The sequence below is a fragment of the Dyadobacter sandarakinus genome (assembly GCF_016894445.1).
GTDB lineage: Bacteria > Bacteroidota > Bacteroidia > Cytophagales > Spirosomataceae > Dyadobacter > Dyadobacter sandarakinus.
In genome coordinates, this window is the sequence record NZ_CP056775.1 from 1,757,321 (window position 1) to 1,776,325 (window position 19,005).

Sequence of the window (19,005 nt, forward strand, 5' to 3'; positions counted from 1 at the left end):
GCGGCAGGCTTCCGCTGCAAGAAGCCCCGGATGCCTGCCGCCATCAATAATGCGGGCGTGGTTCAAAAAATACGTGCCACCTGCAACATGCTATTTAGGACTAGCGGCACAAAATGACGGAAAACAAGGTTGCGGGTGTACTCCCCTACTATGCTGTACATGGAGCTGGCTCTGTCTTCGGCCATTGCCCGGGCAGGCTTGTGTCAATAGTTGGGATTCTGGGTCAGGTTCGGATTCAGATCGATGTCGGATTGCGGTATAGGGTACCATTCGTCCCTGCCTTTCCGGAAATTGGTAAACTCAGGGTCGCGTACCGCCAGCTCAGGTCCCAGGTCTCCCCATCTTTGCAGGTCCGCGAAGCGCCATCCTTCCCCTGTCAGCTCCGTAATGCGCTCGTGCTTGATCTGCGCCAGGAACTGCGCCTGGGTCATTCCGGGCTTCACCTGCGAGAGCGGCCGCAAGCCTGCGCGCGCCCGCACCATGTCCACATACGGATAAGCCTGGGCAGTCTGGCCAATACCATTAAGTGCCTCCGCATACATCAGCAGTACGTCGGCATACCTGAGCAAGCGGTGGTTATTAGGGGAGCGAAAACCTTCTGATGTCCTGCCCGGCTCATTGTCATTGAGCTGCTTGCGAAACCAAACTGTACTGCTTTCACCGGTTGCAGTGCCGTAGCGGGAAGCAAAGGTCTGACCATACACCATGGTGAACTGCGGTCCGCGTACATCGGTAGAGTCAAAGAGCAGCGTAACCGGCAGCCTGGGATCGCGCGTGCCGAGTGCGGTTTTTTCTTTTTCAAATTCCCCTACCAGCCATCGCCGCGCTGCACCATCGGAAAAACCGACTCCTCTCGGTCCATAGAACTGTGCAATGGAGGTGCCAGTATTGTTAATACGCGTTTCGTCCACGTCATCGTCGGTATTTTCATTCGGATTAAACCGGAACTGGATTTCGAAAACGGACTCGCTGTTATTTTCCGTGGATGCTGTAAAATTTTCCTGATAATCAGCCCGCAGGCTGTACACGCCTTTACCCTCCCCGGTCACAAACCAGGCCAGCCCATTGGCTGCATCCTGGTACCTGCTCTGCTGCAGGTAGGCTTTGCCCAGCAATGCATAGGCAGCACCACGCGTAGCCCGGCCCACATCGTCGCCTGTGTAGCTCACCGGCAAAGCCACGGCTGCTTCGGCCAGGTCCTTTTGTACCTGCACCCAGGCTTCCTCGTTGGTCGCGTTGGAGGGTCTGTCCGTAGGTTCGGATGGTTCCAGCACGAGCGGCGGACGGCCGAAGTACAGGGTAAGGTTAAAATAGAACAATCCCCGCAGAAACTTCGCCTCCCCGATGATCCGGCTTTTCAGGGCTTCATCCATAGGAATGGCGGGCACATAGGCGAGTACCTGATTGGCCCTGAACACACCAATGTACAGGTTTTGCCAGGTACCCGCAGTCAGGCCTTCGTTGAAGTTTGTCTGGTTGAAGCTCATTACATTGTTAAGTGTAATGTCCCCACCCGAGCCATAGCCCTCATCGGAGCGCAGCATGCCATGATAAAATAAAAACCGCGAGTACAGCGTCGCCGTCCGGTGAAAGGTACTGTACACCGCATTAATCCCCTTTACCGCATCTGTCTGCGATTTCCAGAATGAGGCGATGGTAGGATTGTTGGGGTTAGGCTGGTCGAAATCGCGGTTACAGGCTGTAACCGCCAGCAGGATGAGCGTGGTAACCAGATATATCTTTTTCATCATCAGGTTCTTTTGGTTCAAATCGGTTTGTCAGAATCCCAGGTTAAGGCCGAAGGAAATAATGCGTGATGCAGGATACCCGCCGAGGTCTACCCCGGGCTGAAGGTTAAAGTTGGCCCCTACTACATCCGGATCAAGCCCCTGGTATTTGGTAAATGTCAGCAGGTTTTGTGCACTGACATACACCCTGGCGCTGCTGATCGCAAGCTTACCGGTAACGTTCTGGGGGATCGAGTAAGACAGCTCGACGTTGCGCAGGCGCAGGTATGAGCCGTTTTCCAGCCAGCGATCCGTGTTCCCGCGTACATTGGACACAATACCGCGATCGGCCGTAGCAGGGTCACCAGCTGCACCCGTCGCATAGGATACACCGAGGCGCGGGAAGTCCGTACCCGTATTTTCAGGAGTCCAGGGATTGATGCCGCGGCGATAGTTGGAGTAGCCCAGTCCGTCGATCTCACGGCGTACATCGTTATACAACTTCTGACCAAATGCACCGTAAAACTGGATGTTCAGCGACAGGCCTGACCACGTTCCGTTAAGGATCAGCCCGGAGGTAAGCTTAGGCCAGGGACTGCCCGCAAAATTCCGGTCGCGGTCGTTGATGTCGTCGGTAGTTCCCTGGTCTACGCGGTTGACGTACCGGATGTCGCCCGGCTTGGCATAGGATGCCTGGGCACGATGAGCCTGTACCTCTTCATCATTCTGGAACAAGCCGTCGGTCTGGAGAAGGTAGTACTCCCCGATGGAGCGGCCTACCTGCGAGCGGGTATTGCCTGACTGAATGTAGTTTCGCGGTTCGCCCGTTTCTTCGTCGATGCCCAGGTTGCCGAGTTCGAGCACTTTGTTGCGGATGATACTGAAATTAGGTGCAATACTCCAGCTGAAAGGACCAGCGTTCTGCCGGTAGGCCAGTTCCAGCTCAATGCCCTTATTTTCGATTGAACCAATGTTAACCAGCGGGTCGCCCTGCAGGTTGCCGATATAAAGCGGCAGCGGCAGGGACAGGAGCACATCCTTAGCCACCGACCGGAATGCATCGACCGTGATCGCCAGCTTGTTGTTAAATAAAGTGACGTCAGCACCGATGTTGGCCGTAGCCTTTTGCTCCCATTTCAGGTCCTCATACACAAGCCGTGCCTGGGTGGCGCCCGGAAACTCGGTTTGTCCTGCGCCAAATACCGCCCGCGGTGCCTGGTTGAGGAAGCCGGTAAACTGATAGTTGCTCAGGTTAGCGGATCCCAGCACCCCATAGGAGCCGCGCAGTTTCAGCTCGTTGATCACGCTCGATTTAAAAAATTCCTCGTTACTGATCTTCCACGAAGCCGCAGCGGAGGGGAAGTAGCCGGTACGGTGACCAGGTGAAAAACGGGAATCCTTATCAGCCCGGAAGGTCAGCGTGAGGTAATATTTTTCAGCAAAATTGTAATTGAGCCTGCCCAGGGCGGAATTGATGAGGGTCTGTGCACGGGTACCACTGGATGTCATGCCGCCGCTCGCCGAATTGATGGTCGTAAAATAATCACCGCCATACACCCCGAGCTGCAACCTGCGGCCACCCAGGTCGTCAGTGCGGATGGTTTGCTGGGTATAGCCCACCACACCATTCAGGTTATGTTTGTTAAATGTAAAATTAAAATTCAGGGTATGCTCGAAAAGGTAGCTCAGGTACTGCGCCCGGGTTTGCCCCACGCTGCTGAACTCCGGCGACTGGTTCCAGTACCAGAGGCCTTCCTTGCGAATATCATTGGTTTTGTCAAAGCTGGTTTCAAGCCCTGCATTAAAGCGGTAACTCAGGTTTTTCAGGATCTTGAAATCAACAAAGGCATTGCCGAGTATTTTGAAGAAGTTGAAGGTGGATTTGGTAATGTCATTGATCGCCACCTGGTTCCGTGAAAAAGAACGTGCATTGAACGAGCCGTAACCCCACCCGCCCGGATTGGCAGTACTCACGAGGTCGGGACTGCTCACCGGGATGATCGGCAGGCTGGTCCACATGTCGTACCAGGCATTTCCTTCCGCGAAGCCACCCTGAAAAGGCGTATTTCGCTCAGTGCTTGATACCATCAGGTTTTCGCCGAAAGTGAATTTGCTGCGTGTGGCTTCGGTGTTGATCCGGAGTGAGCCGCGCTGAAAATCGCGGAATTTGAGTACACCTTCGTCAGCAAAATATGAGCCTGAAATAAGGTACTTGCTGTCCTTGCCACCGCCTGAGAGGCTCACATTATAATCCTGGATGGAACCTGTATGCAGCAGCTCATCGGCCCAGTTGGTGTTTACCGTCCCGTTATAGCCGGCCACTCCGGGCTGCAATGCATATCCGGCGGCCTGGTAGGCGCGGGTGTTGGTGGCTACGTACTCGGCAGCATTCATCATATCCCACCTTTTCGGAATGGACGACAGGCCAAACCGGGCCGAAGCATCCACTTTCAGGGCACCTTCCTTTCCTTTTTTGGTCGTAATGATGATCACCCCGTTAGCAGCCCTCGATCCGTAAATGGCTGCGGCGGAAGCATCTTTAAGTACCTGGATCGTTTCCACATCATTGGGATTGACCGTGGTATTAGCGTCTGCAAACATGCCGTCGATCACGTACAGGGGATTGGCATTGCCGAAAAGCGTGCTGAGACCCCGGATGTTGACCACCGCCTCCTGCCCCGGTGCCCCGCCGTTCCGGACGGATACGCCGGGCGTCATGCCCTGCAAAGCCTCGGGTACGGAGCGGGCAATGCGTTTGCTGGTATTCTGAGCGTCAATGATGCCCGTAGCGCCGGTGAGGTCCGTACGCCGGACCGACTGATACCCGATCACCACGAATTCTTCGAGCTTCTGGGCGTCTTCTTCGAGCTGGATGGTGTAGGCATCCTGTTCTGTTACGGGTACTTCGGCGGTCAGGTAGCCAATAAAGGAAATGCGTAGAACCTGGCCTGTAGCGGCGGAAAGCGAGAATTTTCCGTCAGCATCGGAAATCGTGGCATTGGTGGTGCCTGTTACCAGGATGGTTGCACCCGGCAGGGTTTCGCCGGTAGCAGCACGTACGAGGCCGGTAATGGTTCGGGCTTGTCCGTACACGATGCCGGCAGACATCAGTAATGCGAGTGTACAGGAAAACAGCAGTGTAGAATACCTCATAGATAGATGCTTTGAGATGAAAAAGATGCGACTCTTGCGGAAGACCGGTGCGCAAAGAGGTTTATGATTATATAAAGATTGTGCCATCATTTTCCCGAATTGTACAGTTTCAAGATCATAACCCCCGAAAACAGGCTGGAATGACGGAACTACTACAAAACCGTTAAATAAATCACATTCATATTAAGCACCTCATTATTAGCTTTTTATCAAATCAGAAATGATTTACAATCGATACTTTTTACCGAAAGAACTAAATTACATACCTATTGCACTAGTATAAGTTCTACAATCGCTCCTCCACTGAAACATGCATACAAGGCACTACGATTACTTTCGGGAAGTCCCGAATTTTCGCATTGGTATTTACAACCGTATCATCGAAACATTCCCCGGCCATCAAGTCCCTTTTTCAGTCTACCAGCTTTCCAAAGGCGCGCTTTATTACCTGCTGGACGAGCAGCTAAACCGGCTCTTCCTGTTTCGCGATCGGTTTGGCCGTCCTATCAACAAGAAATCGGAGATCGGGAAAATTGTTCTTGCCTATTACATGGCTTATCCGGAAAACCAGCTGCATTGCTAGCTCCCGGTTCCTTCCTGCAACTGCCGGCATAAAGTCATATTTTTTCTCAGGTAACATTTGCGTAGCTGATTGACTACACATATATTTGAAGTTAAATGGCTACACAATGAATCTGAGACGTGACGTATTCCAGGCGATCGCTGATCCTACCAGGCGGGCGATACTCGTACTGGTAGCTTCCCAATCGATGACGGCCGGAGCGATCGCGGCCAATTTCAACACGGCGAGGCCGACAGTTTCCAAGCATTTGCAGATACTGACCGCCTGTGAGCTGCTCGCGCAGGTGCAGCACGGACGCGAGATCTACTATCATTTCAATGCTCAGAAAATGAAGGAAATAGCCGACTTCATAGAACCGTTCCGGGACATGTGGGATGAGAGATTCAACAAGCTTGAAAGCATGATGAAGCATTACAAACCGGAAAAATAAACGTCTGATGGAGCGGAAAACGCGTGTTAATGCCGAGGCGGGCAAACAGGAAATTGTGGTCACCAGGGATTTTGAATTACCACTGGAACTCCTTTTCAAGGCTTATACCGACCCGGACATTGTTGCCCAATGGATGGGAACAAAAGTGCTGAAACTTGACAGCAAGCCACATGGAAGCTACCGGTTTGAAACCTCCGATCCTGCCGGGAATGTAGTATTTCGTGCTAACGGAACGATTCATGAATTTGTGCCGGGCAAGAAAATCACGCGGACCTTTGAAATGGAGAACACACCCTTTCCGGTGCAGCTCGAATTTCTCGAATTTGAAAGCCTTACTCCCGACACAAGCCGCTTGGTGATGCAAATGGTTTTTAAATCTGTCGCCCACCGGAACAATATGTTAAAGCTGCCTTTTGCACAGGGTATTAATATGGCGCACAACCGGTTGCAAGAAGTGGCAGGTAAATACAGGTAGTCAGCTGGGAAACGTTAACCGGATTGTTTAGCAGCTTGCCAGTCTATGTATAAAAAAGAGTAAATGCGGTGCAGCTTCCGGTTTATCTGATTGCTTTTATTCGTCAAATCAAACCATTTGAATGTATGAGTATAACGCTGCAGGAGACACTCACACAGCTCGAAAAGCTGGGTACCGACAAAATGCGTGAATTTAACCGTAAACACGGCGCACACGATAATCAGTATGGTTTGAAAATGGGTGACATACGCGCACTGGCAAAAAAGATAAAAACCAACCATGCCCTGGCGCTCGAACTCTGGAACACCGGAAACATAGACGCCCGCCTCCTGGCTACGTTGATCATCCAGCCCGAAAAACTGTCACACGAGGAGCTCAATGCCATTGTAAAATCTGAAAGATACTCGCAGGTTACCGATAGGCTTTATAGCCATGTGATTAAGGATTATCCCGATCATGAGATCATGCGAAACGAATGGATGTCGTCCGACCATCCCATGTGCCTGCGGGCGGGATGGAGCCTTACCAGCGGAAGGATTGCCAGAAATCCTGGCGGACTGGATATACCGGCCCTGCTCGAAAGGATCGCAGCTGAGATGCCGGCAGCCGATCCGGAAGTACAATGGACCATGAACTCAGCCCTGGCGCAAATCGGCATTCACCATCCGGAGTACCGGGAGCGTGCGCTGGCGCTGGGTGAGGCAATGGGAATTTACCGCAACTACCCTGTTTCCAAAGGCTGTACTTCGCCTTTTGCACCGATCTGGATCAATGAAATGGTACGCAGACAGGCGGCGGGCACATCCGATAACTAGTATCCCAATAACACTGTGAGCCATATGAGTAAACCACCAAGAGCACTGCCGCCAGACCGGCGCGAAGCGTTGCTGAACACGTTGAAAGCCCGTTTTGAAAAAAACAAAAACCGCCACCAGGCACTCAGCTGGGACGCTGTGCAGGCGAAGCTGGAAGCCGACCCTGAAAAATTATGGTCACTGGACGAAATGGAAGAAACCGGTGGCGAGCCCGACGTGGTGGGCTATGACAAAGCGACGGATGAATACATTTTTTTCGACTGTGCTGCGGAAAGTCCTAAAGACCGGAGAAGCTTTTGCTACGATCATGAGGCGCTGGAAGCACGGAAGGCCAACAAGCCCGCCGACAGCGCCGTGAACCGGGCTGCCGAAATGGGCATTGAACTGCTGACCGAGGAACAGTACCAGCAGTTGCAGCAGCTCGGCAGCTTTGACACCAAAACGTCGAGTTGGCTTAAAACACCGGCAGATACCCGCAAGCTCGGCGGCGCGATCTTCGGCGACCGGCGTTTCAACCGGGTGTTCATCTACCACAATGGCGCTGATTCGTACTACGCGGCCCGTGGGTTTCGGGGAGTACTGCGGGTATAGAGAGTGCGGCCTGTCTTTTCAGGCTGGTTAGGGCAAAAAAAGATCGGGGCCGGCGTACCGGCCCCGATCTTTTTCAGTAATCCTCTATTATTTTTTCACAAGCTGGAAAGCCTGACTGCTGAGCGCAGTCTCAATCTCCGCTTTCGTGGCGCCTCCCTTTTTCTGCCAGACGATTTCATTGTTTTTATACAAAACCAAAGTAGGCAGGCCTACCACGCCCAGCTCTTTCACGAGGCTTTTGTTTTCGTAAGCTTCAATTTTGATGACCTTAACCTGGGATGCCTGCTCGGTTTTGATGCTGTCGATGACGGGATCGAGTTTTTTGCAGCCCGGGCAATAGCGTGAACCAAAATCTACCAGCACCAGCTTGTCACTTTTGAGTGAAGCCTGATATTCGTCCAGCGACAATCCCTTGCCGGTTGTCGAGATCACCGGCCGGCCCAGCCCGATCCACTTGCTGAGTCCGCCGGGCACTTCGGTCACGTCCCTGAAACCGGCCTCACGCAGCTGTTCCGCAAGGACGCCGCTCCTGCCATTTCCGATGGAGTAAATAAAGGTGGGTTTGTCTTTGCTGAGCTTTGCAGTCTGTTTTTCAAAATCAGCCGCATCGGCCACGCTGAAACTGACGGCACCTTCCAAATGGTTCTGAACGTACTCCTCAGGCAGGCGGGCATCCAGGATCTGTGCGTTCTTACCTGCCGATTTCAGTTTTGCCTCAAAGTCGGCGAAGGACAGCAGCTCCCGTTTTTTCGTTTGTGCAGACACTCCCGTCACCATCGCGGCAGTAAACAACAATGCAATAAAGGATCTAAACATTTTCATTTTCTGGTTGGTTAATCGTTTGAAATGGATTTGTGTATTCCGGAGTCGGTCGCTGGTGCCTCAATAACTTCTTAAAAAGTAGGCGGCCTGCGGTTGGGCTGTGCAACTACTCCACCGAGCGGAGTAGCAGGCTTTATCTTGTCATAATCCACTACCCCGGTGCGCTCGGCCCATTTGGCATAGTCGGAGGAAAGTTCATTGACGATTTCGGTGCGGCTTGCAGCCAGATCGGCGGTCTCGCCCCGATCCGTTTCCAGGTCGTACAGCTCCCATTTATAGGCCGGAAAAGTGGATACAATCTTCCATTTGCCCTTGCGCACCGCCCGGTTACCGGCGCGTTCCCAGCAGATCGGTTCGCCGGCCCGGTCCACTTCGGCACTTTTACCGGTAAGCACAGGCACCAGGCTTTTTCCAGGTAATGCATTTGTTTTGACACCCTTATAGGTTACAGGATAGGTAGCTTTGGCCAGATCATAGAAAGTTGGTGCAAGGTCAATCAGGTGGCCTGTACCTTTGGTGATGGTACCGCCTTTGATCTGCTTTGGAAACCAGGCAATAAACGGAGCACTGATCCCCCCCTCGTGCATATTGTTCTTATAGCTGGCGTGCGGCGTGTTGGAGACGTACGCCCACGGCTGGTCCTGGTACACGTAGGAGCCTGCGGTACCTGCCGGACCGGTATTGCGTTGCGGCCGCCGGGGCGACAAGCCTGCATAGCCGCCCTGTGCACCATTGTCTGAAATCAGGATAATCATTGTATTATCATCCTTTTTCAATGCTTTCAGCTTTTCGCGGAGCTTGCCGATGTTCTGATCAACCCGATCGATCATTGCTGCATAAATCTCCATTTTCCGCTCCCAGAGCAGTTTTTCGTCGTAGGGCACATTGTCCCAGGGCACCACATCTGCATCACGCTGGGCGAGTGACTGGCGGGGGTCGGCTATGCCGATGGCCTTTTGCCGGGAGAGACGTTCCTGGCGGAGCGAGTCCCAGCCAATGCTGTACCGGCCTTTGTATCTGGCAATATCCTCCTCCGGTGCCTGCAAAGGCCAGTGAGGTGCATTGTAGGCCAGGTACAGGAAGAAAGGTTTCGGTGTTTTGCTTTGCTCTTCGAGGTAGGAAATGGCGTGGTCGGTGATCTCATCGGTCAGGTATTTATCAGCGGGCAGGTTTATGCGGCGGTTGTCTTCCACAAGCTCCACCTTGGGACCTTTTCCGTATTTACCAAGATCATAGTAATTGCTGGCACCATTGATAAATCCGTAAAAATGGTCGAAGCCGCGCTGGTTGGGCCAGGCAAGACTGTCATTTCCCACATGCCACTTACCACTCAGAATCGTGCTGTAACCCGCATTCTGAAGTACTTCTCCGAATGTGAGTGACTCTTTGTTCAGGTATCCCTGGTAGGCAGGCAGGCCGAGGTTAACATTGAAATACCCCACCCCGGCTTTGTGCGGGTACTGACCGGTGATCAGCGATGCACGTGTAGGTGCACAAATGGAATTATTATAAAACTCGCGGAAACGAATGCCTTCACCTGCCAGCTGGTCAATGTTCGGTGTCCTGACTTCGGAGCCGTAAGCGCCAAGATCGGAATAACCGAGGTCATCCACCATGACGAGAATGATGTTGGGCCGGGTGTCGGCAGGTGATTTCTTTTGGGCAAATGCGGAGGTACCCGCAAGGGCAAGCACAAGGAGTGTAGAAAACTTCATTTGTTAACCACTTTGTTTAGCAATCATCCCACATTCCGGAGCGTACCCCGGAATGCTCAGAGAATAACGTGTAAAAAAAGGTTCTGCTGGTGGTTAACAGAGTATCCTATTAAACTTATAGACAAAGTAAAGTTTTAATAACGAAACAAAAAAGCAATACGTCCGAATTTTGAGATGTTTGCATCAACTTTACCCATGAAAAAGCCCGTTCTCCCTGATGCAGAACGGGCTTTTTCAAGAACTTACTCTAAGCAATGCACATCCCTAGCTTGTAATGAAGTCCTTTACCTTATCGATGAAGCCATCGTCCGGCCTTACACCCTGCTCAACTTGTCCGTGTACCTCCTTATCGGCAGGTGACAACTTGGGTACGCCGCCCACAGGCACACCGGGTTCAACCGTAAAAATGCCTTTTCCATCAATGGAAGTACCTTCCGTCCAGCGCCCACGGGCCATGGAGTCACCATCCACACGGGTCGTAACAAACTTGTAGGCCACATCCTGGTTCTGCAGACTTTCAGGGAAACTGTTTGGTATCGGGTAGGTCTGGTTTACGCCCAGCTCTTCGAGTACGGCCATCCACTGGTTCTGGTGCATGGTGTCACGGGCAATCAGAAATGCCAGCATATCCTTCATACCCGCATCATCCGTCATTTCGTACAGTCTGGTAGCAAGTACCCGGCCGGTGGTTTCGGCCATCACGTTGGCATGCATATCGGCTGCAATGTTGCCGCTGCTCACCACCCACGATCCGTTGAAAGGTACGCCATTCGCATCGGCGGCCATGGCACCCAGTCCGGCAGACAGGATATGGCGCGGATCGCGACCGCCCATAACAGCTTCAACCATGGGATTGGAAGCAACCATTTCATCTTTTACCGCAGTTGATGAACCTTCGAGATTCAGACAAACGGCTGTGGCAAGCATTTCGATATGCGCAATTTCCTCGGTTCCGGTTTCGAGGAGCATGTCGCGGTATTTCTGCGGACCCCGGGAATTCCAGGCCTGGAACAGGTACTGCAGACAAACTCTCATTTCACCTTCTATCCCGCCGATCGCCTGCTGAAGAAGTTTTGCAAATTGCGGATTGGGCTTGTCAACCCTTACATGGTACTGGAGTTTTCCATCGTGGTAAAACATAGACGTTGCTTTTTAGTTTGTGAAAAGCCACGCCTTAGACAAAATGTATGCCACACCATGTACCCTGCCTGCAAATTATTTTTTTTATTTTCCATCATTGCATGCATGAAATAGTAATAAGAAACTGATTGTCAGTTAAACATTTGTTTCTAATGCACCACCGCTCTGTGCTTGCTAATTCAACTGAAAATTAATCGGAAGGTTATACTGCACCCGCACCGTTTTCCCGCGCATCTCTCCCGGATTCCACATTCCGTTCATTCCTTTGACCACCCGGAGTGCCTCTTCGTCCAGCCCGAAACCAATGCTGTTCAGCACTTTGTAATCGCACATGGTACCATCCTCGCAAACCACGAAAGTAAGCATGACCTTCCCCACAGCACCCCGCCGGGCAGCCTCGCCGGGATAGCGGATATTTTGAGCGAGATACCTGTAAAATGCATTAATCCCGCCCTTGAACTCGGGTTGCTTTACGGGGTTTGAATAGGTAACCGAGTCGGTGCCGTAGTAGGATACGCCTTTTTCAAGCATGCCATTATGGTAAAATTCCCTGTAATGCAGGGTACTATCCGGCCGCTTGCCCGTCCAGACTCCGCTTTTTGCCCCCGATACGATCCGCCCTTCTTCCAGCAGCGGCTTGTGCTCATAATCCAGGCCCATGGCGCGCCAGTAGCCGTTTCCATCTTTCAGGTTCTGGGTTCCGTCGGGCTCCCAGGCATCGGAGTACATGTCGGTCCCTTTGATTGCGGGCTTGTTGGCCGGATGTATTACCACGCTGCGTATCTGTCCGTTGGAGTACCAGCGCACTTCGGTGTCCGTACTATCATCATGGATATGCATTTCGCGCAGCAAGCCATTGAGATCAAACTCTTTCCGCAGGGAAGTTTTTCCATGCTCGTCGATCTGTGTGAATGCGAGCAGGCGGCCGTCTTCACTGAAAACTGCCTCCGGCGCATAGCTGGCCAGGTTTTGATCCTGTACAAAAATGCGGTAAGACTTTACAGAGTCGGTGATGGTACGCACGTACTCGTTTTTGTAATACATGCTTTGCTTTCTGAAAGGCACAGTGAAAAGCGGCTTCCATTTGTTGCCCCGCCGCTCGTCAAAACGCACATCCTTGTTTACATATCCATCCTCATTAACCGATAGAATGCGGCGGAATTCAGCTTTGTCAGGCTGGTCGGTGAGGCGGAATTTATTGTCCAGATAAATGACCATGGCATGCATGGAGCTGTCAAAGCTGGTTTTGGGATCCTCCCTGAATGTAATCGGGAAGTGTACGATCTGCCGCGCTGGCTTTCCATTCAGTTCGGCGGGTGTCCAGGCTTTGTAAAGACCCAGTACCCTTTTGGCCTCCTCGTCACACTGAGGATCAATGCCGCGGGTGACCTCGATGCCGGTCATACTGCCGTCGGGCTCCACCACACCTTTGAGGTACACCCGGCTATTGATCCCGCCGAGCGCACTGGTGAAAGGGATCCGGAGATTACTTGAAATAAACTGGTTCAGCACCTGAATGCCGCCTGTCGGCACAGCCTGCCGCGTAACTTCGTGCGGCTGCAGGGGATCCTGTGCAAGTGCGGGAAGCGCAGCCAGGATCATGATGGTTAGAAGCAATTTCATAAGTAGATGAGTAGGTAAGCACAAATATAAAAACGGGCTGCCGCCCAATGCGGCCAGCTACCGGGATTGCAGCGTTATTTACTATTCGGCATTGCGCTGTGTGAATTATTTTATTTTTACAAAAAACCAAACTGCTATGAGTGACATTATTATCCGGGAAGCACGCGCCGGGGAACTGCCAGCTTTACTGGCATTTGAACAGGGGATCATTGAAGCAGAAAGACCCTTCGACGAAACTTTTGTGAGCGGCGATTTCCACTACTATAATCTGGAAGTCATGATTGCTAACGAGCAGGCTGCCGTGATCGTGGCCGAGCTGAATGGTGAGCTCATCGGATCAGGCAATGCACGCATTATGCCTGCCAGGCCCTACAACCACTTTAAGCAATATGCATTCCTGGGATTTATGTATGTACAGCCTGCCCATCGCGGCAAGGGTATCAACAGCATGATCATCGCGGAACTGGTACGATGGGCCTATTCGAAAGGGCTGTATGAAGTAAGACTGCAGGTATATGCCGAAAATGCACCGGCCATCGCTGCTTATGAGAAGGTAGGATTTAAGAAGCACCTGACCGAAATGCGCCTCAGCACGGATGCGCCGGTACGGCAGTAAATACCGCACCGGCCTTCCTGTTTAATGTTTCAGCACCTTGCCGACCGTGATGGACTGACCGTGGGTAAGCTGGTAAAGGTAAAGCCCGGTAGCCAGCGAACCTGCCTTGAACTCCACCTCGTGCCTGCCGGCATCCTGCACCGCATCTACCAGCACCTGCTGCATTTTTCCGTCAGTGCTGTAAACAGCGAGCTTCACCTTGCCCGGCTCGGGAAGATGGTAGGAAATGGTTGTCTGCTGCTGGAAAGGATTGGGGTAAGCCATCGCGGCCTCCTCCTGCCGTACTGCCGGGATGAATTCAGGACCGGCAATCCGGGCAAGTGCACCCTTGTAGGCATCCGCCGGATCCGCCGAGAAAAAGCTTAGACTCAGGTAATCGATATTCGGACCGCTGGTACCATTTGCCGCGACACGGATCTTGTGCGTGCCCGGTTTAAGGAAAATTCGCGTGGCCGAGTAGAATGCCCAGCTATCCCAGCTGGTCAGGGTAATAAAGGTGAGGTTGCCCGAAGGCACACCGTCCACGGACAATGCAAGCGTGCGCGGCGTGCTGGCATTTGCAAACTTGAAGCCTACACTGTACGTTCCCGGGGAGCCTATCTGCACGTTCCATTCAATGTAGTCGTTGTTTTTATTGATAAAATCGGCAAAGCCGCTCCCTGTGTAGAAACTGTGATCATTGGCCTTCACTACGCCTGATAAAGTTGCATCCTCTGCTTCCAGGTTTAAGCCGGTGGGTTGCTCTACGGCAGCAACCAGGTAATTGGCTTTGGCTCCCTGCGCTGGCAGTCCCAGGTTTGCGCCCAGGATAAAGGGCCGCGGATATATATCCCAGAACTCCGTTTCCTTGCTGTACACATCCAGGGATTTCAATGCAGCATCGCTCGTACCGATGACATCACCGGTTTTGTGCCAGCCCTGTAACCATGCGGGCAGCACCGTGGCGCGCGAATCATACGCAACGTACACGATCACCTGCTTTTTCATAAAAGTAGTCAGCCAGGCGTCGGGTGTCTGGCTTTTGTCTTCCATGGAAGTTTGTATAAACGAAGCACCCTGCATATAGGAAGGCACAGATGTAACCTGGTAGTCACGGTCGGAATATACTTTGGCTCCATTCCGGAGCTTTGCCACCGGATACGGACGCCCGCTTACAGCAGATACCTGGGTGATAAGATCGTCTTCGCCCGGCTTTTCAGGCACTGCGGGCTTTTCACTTTGGGGTGCCCGTGCATCGATCCATCCCACAAAGAAATCCAGCCCGGCCGTCTGTGTTGACACCATCCAGCCGAAATGTCCCAGCTGGGAATAGGTCTGGTCAATGGCTTCCAGGATAGGAAACTTGCTGTATCCATCCCCTTTGTCAAGAAAAACCTGGATCAGGCCGCTGCGATAACGGGAGATTTTGAACTTGTACCACCTGGCATCTTCGAGGGCTGGAAAAATACTTACCGCATCCAGGCGCTCGGGATAGTACACGTTGTCCGTAGACCGGCCCAGAATGAGCTGCCCGCCCGAATCGGGACTGTAGCTGAGGACATAGGCGCGGGAGCTGGAAGTGCTGGCCTGGCCAAAGAGGAGCCTGAATTCGCGCCAGTACGAACCCGACAGGCCTTTTACCGAAGTTTCGATCACATAGGAGCTGGCATTGAAGGAGCCCGAGGTGAGCAGCGACCCGTAATCATTGGGATTGTAGGCCGAGCCGCTTACGACAGACCAGTTCTCGTCGGCAATCCAGTCCTCTCCTAATTTCGTCCTGTCAAAATCATCCCTGAAAGGAAGCTCGGCTGCATGGGTTGTACTGATGGCGAGCGTGCATAGTAGCGCCAAAACGCATTGATAATGCCGGTAAAATGCCGGAGAAAACTGTAGTATTTTTTTCATAGTTAATATTGGTATATGCCTGTTTGTAAATATAACCAAGTATAACAGAATTTATACTACCCTACTTCCCGACATTTGGCCTCACCTGCACACTTTAATGAATAATATCCGCAACAATGGTGGTGATGCTTCTCCCTTCGGCTATGATGGTATTTTCTTCATTGTCAGCAGCAACCGGTTTCAGATCTTCCTGCGCTGAGGTTCGAAAAATTTTTACGTTAGAAAATTGAAAATCCTGTGCTTTCAGATCGATTGCGGCTTTTTCTTTCTGCTCATTCACAATTACGGCCACCAGCTGGTTATTTACGTTTTTATAGGCAGAAATCAGCAGGCCTGGCTGATCGGACACATCGATCCGCGTAGCACCCGGACGCACAAAGCGGCTGTAATTTCCCAGCGTCCACAACATCTTGGATGCTTCAAAATTTCCGTCCGTTTTGTTTTTATCGATATAAACAAGCCCGTCCTTATAGTTGTAGGCTGATATGGAAGTCCACCAGTGCCACGCGCTTGCATTGGCATTGACCAGATCATTGTGTATCACTTTCGCCACGTACAATGCAGCGTCTATCCCGAGGTCTTTTCCATTGCCCTGGATTTCACCATCATTATCTCCCAGAATACAGTATTCGGACATCCAGTATTGCAGGCCCGGTACCTTCGCGACGGCCGCAGCGAGTTCACGGCGCTTCTGCGAAGCCTGGTTGTAGGGCGATGTAGTGAAGTAGCTATGTCCCGATATTGCCTGGGCAAGGTTGGGCAGGCTGCCGATGTAATCCGGGGATGTTTTGTCAAAAAAAGCATGGATCTGGTTGCCTCTGCCCTGCTTGTTAAAAGGCGAGTACAGGTAGTCGATCTGCCCTGCCTCGGCGATGTTAATCTTTGCAGGCAGCTTTGCCTTCACCAGCGAGGCACTGAGGGCGCGTACAATGCCGGCGATTTCATTGTTGTAAAATGGTGTTCCCTCCTGACCTGCGTCGCTCCAGTCCCACTGCGGCTCATTGACCGGACTGATGTACTGGATCGTCACGCCCGTTTTTTTCTGAATACCGGCGATCACACTGGCGAGGAAGTCGGCATAGAGGCCGAAGTTTTCAGCCGTCAGGTTGGGCTTGCCGGCATGGGCATAGCCTTTTTTGTTGATGGTAAATTGTACCGGCGGACTGTTTGGGAAAACCAGGAACTCGGGTACGCCGCGTTTGCGGGCAGCCTCTAAAAACCAGACCTGCCCTGCCTGCTTGTCCCAGTTGTAGGTAGTACCGTCGGCATTCAGGAAAGATTCCGCCCGCCTCCATTCATCGCGGATGTCGCTGGCTGCGCCCTGTTCAGCCGTACCCGCTCCGATATTGAAGCGCCACAGCGACAGGCCAATGCCTTTGGGCTGGCCGCCTGCCAGGGTATCCCTGCTGAAAAGCAGATCGGCAAGTGCATTGCGCTTTGCGTCCGGCCAGGTGCCCACAAACTGGCAGGCCCATGCATCCGACCCGCCGAAGTGGCTGATGGTTTGATATTGTTTTCCGGCAGTGAGCGTGACGGTAACCGGCTGAGCATTCACCTGGACGCCCGAGGCACCCGGGTCGGTACCCATGCAGGATTCCAGAAAGAACCCCAGTACAAGGGCTGATAAAAGTTTACGGGATGGTTTCAAGGATCGGAATTATGAATTTTTATAATAAATAAAAAAAGGCGGCGTACCGTGTTCTTAATACAGTACGCCGCACCTTCGTTTCTACCGTTAGTAGCCTGGGTTTTGTTCAAGCTTGTTGTTGGATGCCTGGATTTCCGATCTCGGAATGGGCAACCAGTACTGCTTCTCACTGAACGATTTTCCGGTGAGCGCTTCTTTCTGCTTGTAGGTAAATGCGTTGCCGCTTCTGCCTATCTCGATGCCGTAGGCAGGGGTATTCTCTACTACGGGTGCGGTTTTCCAGCGTCGTACATCGTAGTAGCGGTGTTCTTCAAACGCGAGCTCCACCCGGCGCTCGTTGCGGATACGCTCGCGCATCTGCGCCTGCGACAATCCGGCAGGGATCACCGGCATCATCACGCCCGGGCGCTGCCGCACTGCATTGATCGCCGCGTACACGGATGCATCCGGGCCGGAAGCTTCATTCTGGGCCTCGGCATAGTTCAGCAGGATTTCAGCATAGCGGAAGTAGATCCAGGTTTGTGTACCCGCCACATCCCACGGATTGTCTATCGGCAGGTTATCGTTCATGAATTTACGCAGGTAGTAGCCTGTTTTGGAAGTATTCCAGTTCGAAGGGCCATCCTTGCTGTCTTTGCCGCCGGGCGTATAAGTCTGGATCGTACTGCCCCGGTAGGTGGCACCATTGTACAGGATCGTTTCGTAAAACCGTGGATCACGGCCTACATAGGGGTTCTGCGGATTGTAGCTTGTTTTGGCATCATCAACCCTGGTACCATCCATCATCTCGTAGTCGTCCACCAGGTTTTGTACCGGCACATTACCGCCCCACGCATTGTAGCTGTTGGGACCGTTGGCGATTTCAAGGCACACGTGGCGCGCGCCGGGCGCATACAGGCGCCCGAAAATGATCTCAGGGTTATCATTGGTGATAAATAACTTGCCGTAGCCACCGGTGTAGAGGGTGTATTTGTTCAAATCCATCACCGCTTTGGCAGCTGCGGAAGCCTGCTGCCAGGTCGCTGCATTGTAGAGCGGGCTCGCGCCGTACAGCAGTGTCCTCGACTTCAATGCCAGTGCGGCACCTTTGGTCGCACGGCCCAGCTTCCAGGCATTATTGTCATTATCCGACGGCAGCAATGCAGCGGCTTCGTCCAGCTGTGCAGCAATGTATTCAATCCCCGCCTTGATCTCGGAACGGTTAAAAAGCTCCATATTGGTAAGATCATCGCCGAGCTCATACACCTTGTCACCCACCAGTACCACCTCGCCGTAATTGCGCACCAGGTCGTGGTAGCGGAAAGCGCGCAGGAACTGCAGTTCGCCACGCAGGCGGTTTCTCCTGCCTTCGCTCATGGGAACCTGGGCCAGATTGGCCAGCGCATAGTTGATCTCGCGAATGCTCCGGTAGCTCCTGCCCCAGATGGTACCCGCGATGCCCGTATTTTCCGGAGCGATCTGCCCGCGCTGGATCAGCCAGGTATTGTCGTCGTTATTGTAAATGGACTCATCCGTGAGCGACGACCACATGGCGTACTCAAATCCGCGTCCGAAGCCGGGCAATGTTCCCTCCGCTTCCTTATCGGTGAGCCGGGTGCCCATGTAGCGGTTCACCACATAAGCTTCAAACAGTACCGAGTCGGACAAAATGGAGGCGTCGGAAACCCGGTCGGTAGGTACTACATCCAGGAAATTTTCCTTGCAACCGCTGAAAAGCAGGGTCAGCGACAGCAGGCAGGATGTGATCGATATATTTTTTACTTGCTTGATCATATTTCAATTT

The 19,005-nt window shown here is 52.5% G+C and carries 15 protein-coding genes; 6 read left to right on the forward strand and 9 right to left on the reverse strand.

Annotation, left to right across the window (positions count from 1 at the left end; all coding sequences use genetic code 11):
* Positions 1 to 203: 203 nt before the first annotated feature.
* Positions 204 to 1,751 carry a RagB/SusD family nutrient uptake outer membrane protein gene (locus HWI92_RS06955; protein ID WP_229249045.1) on the reverse strand — a complete coding sequence of 516 codons (1,548 nt, stop codon included), beginning with the start codon at positions 1,749 to 1,751 and terminating at the stop codon, positions 204 to 206.
* A 27-nt stretch (positions 1,752 to 1,778) separates the two neighbouring features.
* A complete protein-coding gene (locus tag HWI92_RS06960) occupies positions 1,779 to 4,880 on the reverse strand; it encodes a SusC/RagA family TonB-linked outer membrane protein (RefSeq protein WP_204662013.1) in 3,102 nt (1,033 codons plus the stop codon).
* Between the two features lie 310 nt (positions 4,881 to 5,190).
* Here HWI92_RS06960 and HWI92_RS06965 point away from each other — a divergent pair, with 310 nt between their 5' ends.
* The 5 genes from HWI92_RS06965 to HWI92_RS06985 all read left to right on the forward strand — a co-directional run bounded on the left by HWI92_RS06965 (position 5,191) and on the right by HWI92_RS06985 (position 7,774).
* Positions 5,191 to 5,463: a hypothetical protein gene (locus HWI92_RS06965; RefSeq protein ID WP_204662016.1), complete on the forward strand. Its 273-nt coding sequence runs from the start codon at positions 5,191 to 5,193 to the stop codon at positions 5,461 to 5,463.
* 106 nt (positions 5,464 to 5,569) lie between these two features.
* A complete protein-coding gene (locus tag HWI92_RS06970; protein WP_204662019.1) occupies positions 5,570 to 5,893 on the forward strand; it encodes an ArsR/SmtB family transcription factor in 324 nt (107 codons plus the stop codon).
* Between the two features lie 7 nt (positions 5,894 to 5,900).
* Complete coding sequence (locus HWI92_RS06975) at positions 5,901 to 6,368, forward strand: SRPBCC family protein (protein WP_204662022.1); 468 nt, start codon at positions 5,901 to 5,903, stop codon at positions 6,366 to 6,368.
* Between the two features lie 125 nt (positions 6,369 to 6,493).
* On the forward strand, positions 6,494 to 7,183 hold the full coding sequence (locus tag HWI92_RS06980) for a DNA alkylation repair protein (protein ID WP_229249047.1): 690 nt from the start codon (positions 6,494 to 6,496) through the stop codon (positions 7,181 to 7,183).
* 24 nt (positions 7,184 to 7,207) lie between these two features.
* Positions 7,208 to 7,774, forward strand: a complete 567-nt coding sequence (locus HWI92_RS06985) for a DUF4256 domain-containing protein (RefSeq protein ID WP_204662025.1) — start codon at positions 7,208 to 7,210, stop codon at positions 7,772 to 7,774.
* An 87-nt stretch (positions 7,775 to 7,861) separates the two neighbouring features.
* Here the strand turns inward: HWI92_RS06985 and HWI92_RS06990 are convergent, their stop codons facing one another.
* The 4 genes from HWI92_RS06990 to HWI92_RS07005 form a co-directional block, all read right to left on the reverse strand.
* Positions 7,862 to 8,596, reverse strand: coding sequence for a thioredoxin domain-containing protein (locus tag HWI92_RS06990; protein ID WP_204662028.1), 735 nt, complete (start codon positions 8,594 to 8,596; stop codon positions 7,862 to 7,864).
* A 71-nt stretch (positions 8,597 to 8,667) separates the two neighbouring features.
* Complete coding sequence (locus tag HWI92_RS06995; RefSeq protein ID WP_204662030.1) at positions 8,668 to 10,311, reverse strand: arylsulfatase; 1,644 nt, start codon at positions 10,309 to 10,311, stop codon at positions 8,668 to 8,670.
* A 264-nt stretch (positions 10,312 to 10,575) separates the two neighbouring features.
* Positions 10,576 to 11,451, reverse strand: a complete 876-nt coding sequence (locus HWI92_RS07000) for a manganese catalase family protein (RefSeq protein WP_204662033.1) — start codon at positions 11,449 to 11,451, stop codon at positions 10,576 to 10,578.
* A gap of 174 nt (positions 11,452 to 11,625) precedes the next feature.
* Complete coding sequence (locus tag HWI92_RS07005; RefSeq protein ID WP_204662036.1) at positions 11,626 to 13,074, reverse strand: energy transducer TonB; 1,449 nt, start codon at positions 13,072 to 13,074, stop codon at positions 11,626 to 11,628.
* Between the two features lie 136 nt (positions 13,075 to 13,210).
* Between HWI92_RS07005 and HWI92_RS07010 the strand changes: the two genes are divergently transcribed.
* Positions 13,211 to 13,690, forward strand: coding sequence for a GNAT family N-acetyltransferase (locus tag HWI92_RS07010; protein ID WP_204662039.1), 480 nt, complete (start codon positions 13,211 to 13,213; stop codon positions 13,688 to 13,690).
* A gap of 21 nt (positions 13,691 to 13,711) precedes the next feature.
* On the opposite strand, the gene HWI92_RS07015 is transcribed toward HWI92_RS07010, so the two are convergent.
* The 3 genes from HWI92_RS07015 to HWI92_RS07025 form a co-directional block, all read right to left on the reverse strand.
* Positions 13,712 to 15,574: a T9SS type A sorting domain-containing protein gene (locus HWI92_RS07015; protein WP_204662042.1), complete on the reverse strand. Its 1,863-nt coding sequence runs from the start codon at positions 15,572 to 15,574 to the stop codon at positions 13,712 to 13,714.
* Positions 15,575 to 15,668: 94 nt separating this feature from the next.
* Positions 15,669 to 17,222: a glycoside hydrolase gene (locus HWI92_RS07020; protein WP_229249058.1), complete on the reverse strand. Its 1,554-nt coding sequence runs from the start codon at positions 17,220 to 17,222 to the stop codon at positions 15,669 to 15,671.
* Between the two features lie 87 nt (positions 17,223 to 17,309).
* Complete coding sequence (locus tag HWI92_RS07025) at positions 17,310 to 18,995, reverse strand: RagB/SusD family nutrient uptake outer membrane protein (RefSeq protein WP_204662045.1); 1,686 nt, start codon at positions 18,993 to 18,995, stop codon at positions 17,310 to 17,312.
* Positions 18,996 to 19,005 lie beyond the last annotated feature (10 nt).